Source organism: Pseudomonas juntendi (genome assembly GCF_009932375.1).
GTDB lineage: Bacteria > Pseudomonadota > Gammaproteobacteria > Pseudomonadales > Pseudomonadaceae > Aquipseudomonas > Aquipseudomonas juntendi.
Window position 1 is genome coordinate 1 of the sequence record NZ_BLJG01000523.1, and the last position, 303, is coordinate 303.

Sequence of the window (303 nt, forward strand, 5' to 3'; positions counted from 1 at the left end):
CTACCTCAAGCGCCAGTGCGACTACCTGACCCGCACCCTACACCGGCCGTTTGGCGAGCCAACCTTCGCCCGCGAATTCCGAAATATCAGCCGTTATCAGAAGTTGCACATTCCGGCCTTGCAGGCGGTGTTCTACGGTGAGCGCAAGCAGGGCGGCCAGCACCGGGCGATTCTGATGACCCGTGCCCTGGACACGTGGGCCGACCTCGACAGCCTGCTGGGCCAATGGCCGCAGTTGGGCGAGGCCGAGCGCAACGGCATCCTGCAGGCGTGCGGCCAGCTGGCGCGTACCCTGCACGGTGC

Annotated in this window: 1 protein-coding gene; it reads left to right on the forward strand. The window is 66.0% G+C overall.

The genetic code is table 11. The features are described from left to right. Positions 1–303 (forward strand): lipopolysaccharide kinase InaA family protein (locus tag GYA94_RS27060; RefSeq protein WP_218031618.1); only part of this gene is annotated, 303 nt, incomplete at both ends.